This is a genomic window from Bacteroides sp. D22 (assembly GCF_000163675.1).
GTDB classification, from domain to species: Bacteria; Bacteroidota; Bacteroidia; order Bacteroidales; family Bacteroidaceae; genus Bacteroides; species Bacteroides xylanisolvens.
In genome coordinates this window covers 174,313-185,092 of record NZ_GG774796.1, presented here as the reverse complement: position 1 = coordinate 185,092, position 10,780 = coordinate 174,313, and the positions used below count along the sequence as shown (strand labels likewise).

At 44.8% G+C, this 10,780-nt stretch carries 5 protein-coding genes; 1 reads left to right on the top strand and 4 read right to left on the bottom strand.

The window, feature by feature from the left end:
- Positions 1 to 172: 172 nt before the first annotated feature.
- Positions 173 to 4,180, top strand: a complete 4,008-nt coding sequence (locus HMPREF0106_RS22190; RefSeq protein WP_009038898.1) for a hybrid sensor histidine kinase/response regulator transcription factor — start codon at positions 173 to 175, stop codon at positions 4,178 to 4,180.
- A gap of 669 nt (positions 4,181 to 4,849) precedes the next feature.
- On the opposite strand, the gene HMPREF0106_RS22195 is transcribed toward HMPREF0106_RS22190, so the two are convergent.
- From HMPREF0106_RS22195 to HMPREF0106_RS22210, 4 genes are all read right to left on the bottom strand, one after another.
- On the bottom strand, positions 4,850 to 5,704 hold the full coding sequence (locus tag HMPREF0106_RS22195; protein WP_009038897.1) for a DUF4886 domain-containing protein: 855 nt from the start codon (positions 5,702 to 5,704) through the stop codon (positions 4,850 to 4,852).
- A gap of 27 nt (positions 5,705 to 5,731) precedes the next feature.
- The gene (locus tag HMPREF0106_RS22200; protein WP_009038896.1) at positions 5,732 to 7,555 is read right to left on the bottom strand and encodes a DUF4886 domain-containing protein; all 1,824 of its coding nucleotides are present in this window, start codon (positions 7,553 to 7,555) and stop codon (positions 5,732 to 5,734) included.
- 6 nt (positions 7,556 to 7,561) lie between these two features.
- Positions 7,562 to 9,358, bottom strand: coding sequence for a glycoside hydrolase family 2 protein (locus HMPREF0106_RS22205; RefSeq protein ID WP_009038895.1), 1,797 nt, complete (start codon positions 9,356 to 9,358; stop codon positions 7,562 to 7,564).
- Between the two features lie 114 nt (positions 9,359 to 9,472).
- Entirely contained in the window at positions 9,473 to 10,771 is a 1,299-nt protein-coding gene (locus HMPREF0106_RS22210) for an acetylxylan esterase (RefSeq protein ID WP_009038894.1), read from the bottom strand.
- Positions 10,772 to 10,780 lie beyond the last annotated feature (9 nt).

Below are 10,780 nucleotides of genomic sequence, written 5' to 3'. Positions count from 1 at the left end.
CGCCTATTTCTCATTTGATTTTCAAACTATCCGAATTGTATCCCGACCGGAGAATAATCGATTCGGGATAGAAAAAGATACAAAAGACACATATCTTCCCCTAAAATGATACATTCGGGATAAGGGATTTATGAACGGAATTCTTAACTTAGCAACGTGAAAAGATACAATTATGAAAAGACACTTACGAATTCCTTTGTTTCTTCTTATCTCCTTGCTGAATAGCCTGGCATCATACGCTTCAAACGAAATGAGTTTTCACCAGCTGGGAGTAAAAACAGGCATGTCCGACAATTATATTCAAGCGATAGAACGGGATAAATATGGGTTCATGTGGTTTGCTACCCGTGATGGCCTGAACCGCTATGACGGTTATCATTTCAAGACTTATACTACCCTCCGGCAAGGAGCTTACAACAATAGCGTAGAATGGGTAGCAGAAGATGCAGCAGGCAATATATGGATAAAAACTCCGGTTAACTATTGTTTTTATGACCGTGAAATGGACGAACTGGATAACAGAACGGAGCTTCTTCTGCACAAGATAGGTATCTTTGAAAGCCCCAGGCAATTATTCATAGATGACGACAAGAACCTGTGGTGTGTTGCAAACAACACATTGTATTACTACATCTTCTCCGATGAAACGCTATACAAACAGTCACTTCCGGGCAGCGTAAACATTGCCGACATGGCATGCCGCAACAAGAGATGTTACATTCTCATGACCGATGGAAATGTAATTAACATAGATTGGATGCATAAATCCATAACCAAACTGTTTCATACGGAAATACATACCACTTATGTGCCTCACATTTATCTGGACTTTTCTTCCCGGCTTTGGGTGTACGCCCCGCACAGCGCAGATGTCAAATGTTATTCTCTGACAGAAAACAACTGGATTGACTTTGCCGCCCGAACGGAACTCAGTAGAGAACGAACCATGATTACCACAATAACCGACGACGGCAAAGGGAATATCTGGATAGGAACCGATGGCAGAGGAATATTCATATGTCCGTATGATAAAGAAAAGGGCAAGGTGACGCGTCTATTCAAGGATGTCGACAAATTATATTCCCTGCCGGACAATCACGTGACCTATATCTATAAGGACAACCGCGACGTGATATGGATAGGAACCGGCAAACAGGGCGTAGCCTATTCAGGTTTGAACAATCTGATATTCGAAAACCATTATTGTCCCCAACTGGAGGATGTCAGTTGTTTCTACGAAGACGGAGAGGGCAAACTATGGCTGGGATTTGACGGTGAAGGCATAGCCAGTTACGACAAGGATAAAAACACCTATACTTATTATAAATCAAAGAACAAAGAGATTCCTTCCGACTTGATTGTTTGTTCTTTCCATGACAACAAAGGCAGAGTGTGGTGGGGAAGTTTCGGCGGTGGAGCGTTTTATTATCAGAACGGGCAGTTCACTCCGCTCAAAGCACCGGAAAATAATCCGGTGGAACTGCCTCAATACATACGTCGTATCACACAGGATAATGCCGGTAACTTATGGTTTGCCACTTACTCGCAAGGACTCTACTGCCTGGAACCTTCCGGAATGCTCAAAGATTATACAATGAGTAATTCGACTTTACTGACCAATTACATTGCCGACCTGACATACGTTGATGGTCATTCTCTTTATGTGGCTACCAGTTCCGGAGTGTACTACATGAATACTTCCACCCGGGAGATGACGATATTGGAACAAACTGCCGACGGTGAAGAAGTGATACAAGATAAGTTCGCCAATTGCATCTATCAAGATTCACGCGGACTACTATGGATAGGCGGACGGAAAGGGGTCAATGTGTATAGCCCGAAGCAAAATAAGTTAATCAATTTGAATACCGCAAACGGTGTTTCCCATTCATATATACGTGCCATTATCGAAGATGCATCTCACAATATGTGGCTCACTACAGACCATGGCATCACCCACGTGGAAGTAGTGGAATCCGATGCTGCCAGTATGCCCGACTTCCGTTGCCACCCTTATTATGAAGAGGATGGAATCGGTAACCTTACTTTCAATAATTTTTCAATCTTCTGCAATCACAGGAATGAAGTAATTGCCGGAGGCGGAGGAGGATACGTAAAAATTATCCCACGCGGCAATGACTTGTTTTACTTCGACCGCCAAGTAATATTCACCGACTTATATATTGATAATGAGTGTGTCAATGCAAACAGGCCCGCACACAACGGACGTATCATTCTCACAAAGAACATCCAGTTGCTTAACAACCTCAACCTGAACTATTCAGACAACAGTTTTGCTGTGGAAGTCTCGGCTATGGACTATGGCAATCTGCACAAGCTACAATACGAATACAGACTCAATAAAAACGAAGAATGGACAAAGCTGGAGGGAAACCGGATTTATTTCAATAAACTGGCTCCCGGAACTTATCAACTTCAAGTACGGGTAATGAAGGTTCATGATTATGAAAACGATGCAAGTGCTACACTTTCCATCAATGTGTATCCGCCATTCTGGCTTTCTAATATAGCTTATAGCATCTATGCATTACTGTTGGTGAGTGCCATATCACTTATCTTTATCCACATGAAACGGAAACACCGTCGATTATTGCTTCAACAAAAACGTGATATGGAAACGGTGCAGCAGCATGAAATTGACGAAGCCAAATTACGCTTTTTCACTAATGTAAGCCATGACCTGCGCACTCCTTTGTCACTTATCATCACTCCTCTTGAGCAAATATTGGCTACTAATACGGCACAAGACATAAAAAAGGAATTGAAGTTGATTCATCGCAATGCATTGGCACTCCTGGACGTTATCAACCAACTGCTTGATTTACGTCGGCTGGACAATGGTAAAGCCCAACTCAATCCTTCCCACGGTGATTTGGCTGATTTCATCAAAGAAGTATGTGATTCTTTCTATTCGTACGGAGACAAAAAGAATATTGCCTTCAGCCTTTCATTGAAAACCGATAATCTGGAAACAGACTTTGATAAGAATAAAATGCAGCGCATAATGCTTAATCTATTATCGAACGCATTCAAATACAACGTGAATCACGGAAGCGTGAACGTAGTGCTGGATCGTATCATAAAAGATGAAAGAGAATATGCCTGCATCCAAGTGGCGGATACCGGAATCGGGATACGTGAAGAAAACAAAGCTAAAATATTCGACCGTTTCTATCAAGAAGAACACTCATCCACTGATTATATCGGCAGTGGCATAGGCATGCATATAGTCAAAGAATATGTTACTCTCCATAATGGCGACATTCAAATTCGCGATAATCATCCCCAAGGTACTATCTTTGAATTTATGTTCCCCATACGACATGAATGCAAGAACATAAATCCCACGGCAACGCCAACTGAAAGACCAGACATACAGGAAGAACCGGAGCAAGCAAAAACGCCAACAGGTTGTTCATTACTTATTGTGGAGGACAACGAAGATTTCCGACAATTCATTGTTGACTGCCTGAAAGACCGATTTACTGTTTATGAGGCCGAACAAGGTGAAAAAGCAATGGAGATATTGGCCCTGCATGATATCAGCCTTGTGATAAGCGATGTCCGTATGCCGATAATGAACGGACTGGAGCTATGTAATAAGATAAAGGGAGACTTCCGTTACTCACATATCCCTGTTATTTTACTAACTGCACGAACCGCCCAGGAACATATGCTGGAAGGATTGCGTGAAGGTGCCGATGACTATATAACCAAGCCTTTCAATCTGGATATTCTTCTACTCCGTATCCAAAAGCTGTTAGAATGGAGTAGCCGCAACCATCAACGATTCGGAAAAGTTGAAGTGTCTCCTGCCGAGATTACCATCAGCACTATTGATGAAAGGCTTATTGAGCGAGCCATACAAGCAGTGGAAGAGAATATGGACAATACAGATTTCTCTGTCGAAGACCTAAGCATGACTGTCGGAATGAGTCGTGGTCACTTATACAAAAAACTAATGACGATAACAGGCAAGTCCCCTCTTGAATTTATCCGTGTCTTGCGCATAAAAAGAGGAAAGCAATTATTGGAACAGAGTCAGGAAAGCATTTCTCAAATAGCTTATCAAGTAGGACTGTCACCCAAACAATTCGCTAAATATTTCAAAGAAGAGTTCGGATGCCTGCCTTCAGAATTCAACTGTAAAAAGGACTGATTCCCTATAAGAAAGCATACTTTTGTTGCAATGAAAAATAAAAGATGGAGAAAGAAACTCGGTTACCTTTCTTGTTACAGTCAAATTCCTTACTAACTATTAGAATAAAAACCGCCTTCAGCCTTCAGTTCTTTAAAAAAGCCCCTTTTCATCGGTGATTTTTGCTGAAAGCACTCCTGAAAGCAAAAGTGTTTAACTCCAGTTCCTTTTGCCATATTTACTTTCAACAGAGGCTCTGTTGTAACAAAACGGAGCCTGCATTTCATTGTAACAGAGCCTTTGTTTTACCCAAATACAGGCTCTGTTTTGTTCAGCCCACGTGCTGGCGTGTTCGAGCCCACGCGCAAGCAGCCATAAGCCCACATTTCACCTCACTTTTGCCCACGTGGTGGATCTATAGATCCCGCTTGGTGGACATGTATATTCAGCATGGTGAGTATATATACCCATCACGCTGAATATATAGCTCTATAGCTATGAGGGCATACGCCATTGTCCCATACGCCAGTTCTTAATGGAGTAAACCATACGATATACGAAAAATAAATGCAGTACACCATTAGGTTACCACGAGCAATCAAATCGCCTTTGGTGTGCTGCATTTACATTTGAGTCAAGTCATCTATAATACCATGGGGTTTGCTGCAAGACAGGCGGCAATGTCCATTGCTAGTTAGTAATAGACAGCTCGGTTACCTTATACGAATGCTTTACTGCTGCATGGGCAGCTTTCTGGGCAACAGCTTTCCGCGCCTCATCCAGCCCTTCCGGAGCATAAGGATTCCCCACTACATTGTGTTTGAAGATACGTTCGAACCAAGTGCAGGCAGCGGTATAACGTCCAACCTTCACATCCAGATGATAGCCGTCCCTGTTCAGATGGTCGCCGATGAAAGAAGTACGGGCATTCTGTATGGCAGTGCCCGAAGGGATGACAATCTTTATCTTATTCACCTTAGCCGCCTTCTTCACTGCATCGGCAATAGCCTGATACATGGTCAGTTGATTGCAGTTGTAGTTTTTAAATCCACTATGCTTGGAAGTAGACGCATACGCCCAGGTTTGGTGCAACATCAGCTTTGTTTTCTTTGGAAGGCGTGCTTTTACATATTCTATAAGTTCCGGCAGAGAGGCTTCATACGTCTCGTACATTCCCGAAAAAGGACTTGCCTGTTGCAGGCTGACGTAATCCCAGTCTTCATCTGCCAGCACCGTTTCCAAAGACATCTTGCCCTTTTCCCGTTTCTTTCCATCCGTACCGATTTTCCGGTAGGCATAGGCAGGAGCATTGTCACGGGCATTTTTCACATGACGTTCCAGAGAACAGCCGCCGATAAACATATTGCCGATTATGGTTGAAATGCCTTCGGCTTCCGCAAGTTCATGCAGATATTGCTCCACGGCATCTTGGGAGAAGCTGTTGCCGATGGCAAGTATCCTGACCGTCTTTTGCTGCGCATACGCTCCTCCGGCAAGAAGGAGCAGTATGAACATACAAATCACTACATTTCTATATTGCTTCATTATAATCAATATGATAAAAACCAAACTTTATTTCACCGGACTAATGCATAGTGCATTGATGTGTCCTTCCGCGGCCAAACCGGTATCAATCCCTTTCACCTCGACAATGACCTTGCCTTCCGAATCCGGTTCTACATTCTCAAACTTGGCAATGTATTCCTCGAAGTTTGCAGCATTAAATGCGGCAACATCCTTGATACCCGTCTTCACTTCTTTAACCGCACTCTCCGTTTTACCTATCAACTTATAAGAAGAGATACGGGCGTCTTTGCTTCCATTAAAACGGATGGCTAAAATAGTGATATTATATTTCCGGGCTGCATCCAGTTGAGAGATTTCTATCCTTCCCGGGCCTACATCACCCTTATTTTTCTCTCCTCCCACTAACAAACCGTCTTTCCATGCAGTCAGCGGAAATTCCACGCCATCCACCGTCACCGGGCTGGCCGGTTCGGAACCGACTCCGGCATGAGTCGCGGTAAATCCGCCAAGGACTCTGACGCCAATATTCGTATAATTGTTTTCCGCATCTTTTATCCAGCTTGAAGTTGAACTTTCCTGATGCGAGGTTATATTATTCCACGGAGTGGCAGAGAGTGAAGTCGGGCCGAAATCAATATAGATGGGAGCTTTCAATTCAGTGTCAGACAGTTCCGGTTCCTTGAAGTTAACCATATCAGTCACTTCATCGGGTTTCTGCACAGCGTAATGAGCAGCATTTTGTGCAATCTTCACCACCTGCGGGTCAATCGTTTCGGGAGCATACGGGTTGCCGACAACGTTTTGTCCTGTAATCATCTCAAACCAAGTGCAGGCAGCGGTATATCGGCCGTAAGTAACCTCCAGATGATAACCGTCGCGATTGAACGCGTCACCCAAGAAAGAGGTACGGCCATTCTGGATGGCAGTGCCCGAAGGAATCAGCAGGTTCAGTGCCGTATGATTCGTCACCGCCTGTCGGGCAGCGGACACAATGGCATTATACATAGTCATCTGGTTGCTGTCATAATCCGGGAAACTTTCATGAGTGGAACTGGAAGCGTATGCCCAAGTCTGATGCCACATCAATTTAGCCTGCGGACAACGTGCCTGTATACCGGCAATCAAATCGGCAAGCGCTGTGTACGTATCATATTTACCGGATTTTCCGCTCGCCTGCTGCAAGCTGATATAATCCCAGCTTTCATCGGCCAATGCCTGAGACAACTTATATTTGTTTTTCAGCACTTTCTCGCCATCTACCACTTTACGGTATTCATATGCCTCGGCATCCGACTGTAAATTAGCCAGATGCCTGTCTAAATCGCATCCGCCGATATACATATTGCCAATAATAAAATCATGTCCTACGGCTGCACCCAATTCATACAGGTATTGCTCCACCGCATCTTGGGAGAAACTGTTGCCGATGGCAAGAATCCGGATCGCCCCTTGCTCCACCGTAACGGGAATCGTGGCAACAAGCGGTTTGGTATCCGTAGGGCATTCGATAGTAATGAACGTGTTTCCGACAGATACACCTGTGATTGTGACATTCTTACCGTCTGCGTCTACCGCTACGGTAGCTATATTGGGGTTTTCGGAAGTACAAGTATATTCAGGTTTCAGATTCTCGTCACCGCCTACCGTCACACTCAATGTAACCGTTTCGCCTGTGGTGACGGTAACTTCTTTGGAAGCTACCACCATCCATTTGCCGTCCACATAGACGATTTTCTCTTCAATCTGCGTCACTATCTTCTCCGATTCGGAGCAGGATACCAACACTCCTCCGACAGAGAATAGTGACACTATAAATAATAATCCTGCCAACAGAAAGTTATTGTTCCATTTTATGGTTTTCATAGTCATCTATTATTAGTTATTGTTTCTCTTTTTAGCAAAATAATCTCTCATCAAATACCACGCTTTCTTACGCATACCCTGGTCGGATACGAGTCCTTTGCGATTCCAGCCATCCTGATTGGTGGGGTGGAAACGGAACGGCGAACGGAAGTCGAACAGAATCCAGGGAGATACACCACGCAGGTTCGGGATATTGTCGAACATACGGATATTATCCCTATACAGACGTGCCTGATATTCCTCACTCCAGGAGCTGACCACATTCTCATCACCGGACTGACCGTACAATGCTTCGCCGCCAAATTCCGAGATAATCAACGGTTTGTCCGTCACTACTTCCCATATAGCGTCTTTTGGTTCCACAGGCCACGGATGATACCAGCCCATATATTTATTGATAGCTACGACGTCCAGTTGGGAAGTAAAAGAATCTTCCATTACAAAACGCTGTTTTTCGCTATTGAAGTGCACAAGGTCGAAAGCGGCAACATACAGGCGGGTAGTGTCCAGCTGTTTTCCCGTTTCGAGCAGGGAAGTAAGGAATTCATTCCGTTCTTTGGAAGGCTGTGTTTCATTGGCAACACCCCAATAACCTACCGCGCAGCGGTTCTGGTCGCGCTTAATCATTTCAGAGAGCATCCTCTGTGCTTTCTTACGGGTATCATTGTCTGTAAAATCAATGCCTTGCCAAATAGGAATCTCCTGCCAGAGAAGGAAACCCATCTTTTCCGCCAGGCGTACCGTGTACTCATTCTGCGGATAATGAGCCAGGCGAATCATGTTCACACCAAGTGCTTTCGCTTCATTTAGCAACATAGCTGCATCGGCTTCCGAGAAAGCACGCCCCATACGTTGCGGGATTTCTTCGTGGAAAGAGATACAGCACATAAATGTCGGCTTCCCGTTCAGGTAAATATCTGTTCCTTTCACTGTGATGTTGCGGAAGCCGATTTGCTCTTCCACGCGGTCGGTATTTGAAGATACAGTCACGCCATAGAGTTTCGGTTCTTCCGGCGACCAGCGTTGCAGCTTCTTCGCGTTCAATACAGTTTCCGCCTTTCCTTCTGCGTCGGTGGTGAGCTCCGCATTGATTTTGAGTTCGGGGATGGCAACTGTTACTTTCTCACCTGCTTTTTTATCAGAAAGACGCACGCGGGCGATGATGCGGTCGGGAGCGTTTTTATCCAGTTGGATGAAATAATCTTCTATAAATGTCCGGGGAGTTTTCACCAGCAGCACATCTCTTGTGATGCCGCCATAGTTCCACCAGTCGAATGCCATAGCGGGAATGGCGTCTTTGGTACGGCGGTTGTTCACTTCTAACGCCAGGAAGTTGTCACCGTCTTTCAACAGGTCTGTCACTTCCACTTGAAAAGGAGTAAAACCGCCTTCGTGCTCTGCTATCTCTTTTCCGTTCAGGTAGACTTTGCAACGATAGCTGACAGCACCGAAATAAAGAAACTGGCGTTTGTCTGCCAAGCGTTTGGCATCAAAGTGACGAGCATACCATACAGTGCCTTCGTAATACTTCAATTCGGGCGATTGAGAGTTCCAGTCTCCCGGAACATTAAGACGCAACCCGCCTTCAAACGCGTATTCATAGAAATCGATATTTCCTTCCGGTTGCCGGTTCTCATAGATTTTCATCCGTTGCCCCTGGTCGTACAGGTCGATGATAGCATTCCATTTACCATTCAGCGAATGGATGTTGCGACCATATACATTCGTTATCAGCTCCTGTGCCGCAACGCTTCCAGCAAAAACGATTAGCAACAATAGACATAGACTTAATTTCTCACCTGTTTTCATTTAAGTATGTTGTTATAATTAGTGTATATAATAAGTTCAGGCACGGATTATACGGATTTCATGGTTTTTAGAATAGAATAGGTAAAACAACAGTGTTAATCCGTGTAATCCGTGCTATTTCGATTTATTTTTCAGGAAATTCATTACCCAGTTCCAGGCTGCGCTCCACTGTTCGGCATAGGCATAATGAGCAGTCGTCTCAGCTACAAACAGCTCTTTCGGAGCATTAATCACGTTGTAAGCGGAGTAAGTGGTGGTAGGCGGACAGACCATATCATTATAACCAAAAGTATAGAATCCCGGAACTTTGACCTGTCGGGCAAAGTTCACCACATCAAAATACTGAACGGTTTTAATCTTTTCCGGTGTCCGGTTCTTCTCATCCTTCAACATATGCGGCCAACCGCCTGCACGACCGTGGGCATAACCCGCCATATCACACAAAGCAGGATAGAAAGAAACCAATCCCTTGACACGAGCATCCAGTCCGGCAATTACAATGGAAAGCGCACCGCCCTGACTTCCACCGAAGGTTGCCAAGTTACCGTTAAATTCGGGAAGTGTGTAAATGAAATCAATGGCTCTCACACAGCCTGTATAAACCCGTTTGTAATAGTACTTGTCCCGATTGTCCATATTGAACGAGTGGTAATTCTTCAAAGCATCGTTATAAAGCCGATGATACACATCTCCCGTCAGGTTGACCGGAATGCCGTGGATACCGATTTCCAGAATGATAAAACCTTTTCCGGCACGTTCGGCTTCTCCGTTATAGGCACGGATACCTGCCCCCGGCACTTTCAGAATCGCCGGATATTTCCCGGAAGCCTTCGGAACACAAAGGATGCCGTACATACGGGACGCATAGTCATTGTTCGCGAAGGAAACATGATATACGTTCACCTTATCTGTGCACCTTTCCGGCAGTAAAGTCATTATCGGTTCCAGTGCCCACTTTTCTGCGGCTTCTTTGGTGCTTTTCCAAAATTCCAGAAAGTCGGCGGGCAACGGAGTGGTCGGTTGCAATTTCTCAGGAGAGAAGCCGACGGTAGCCACGCCTTCATACTCACGCCCTTGGCAAGTGACGAAAGCGCGGCAACGCAGGAACCCTTCTTTTTTCATAGTCCCTGCGTTAATTTCAAGCTTTTCATTCTTCAAAGGCTGTTTGCCTGTCTGATGAGGTTTCATCATGTCTTCCGAAATCTCATAGCGCACTTCCAGATTATCCTGCGGGATATTGCATTTCAATACCGCCACTTTGAATTTCACTTTTTCTTCCGGTTTATACAGCCAATTGGTGTGGTCGGGAGTGACCTGCACTTGAACCAGTCTTTCCTGTGGCTGCCCCCATGCAACTATCTGCATGGAGACAAATGCTATCAGGAGAAGAAGAAAACGTACACTTTTTATCATAGTTCCCTA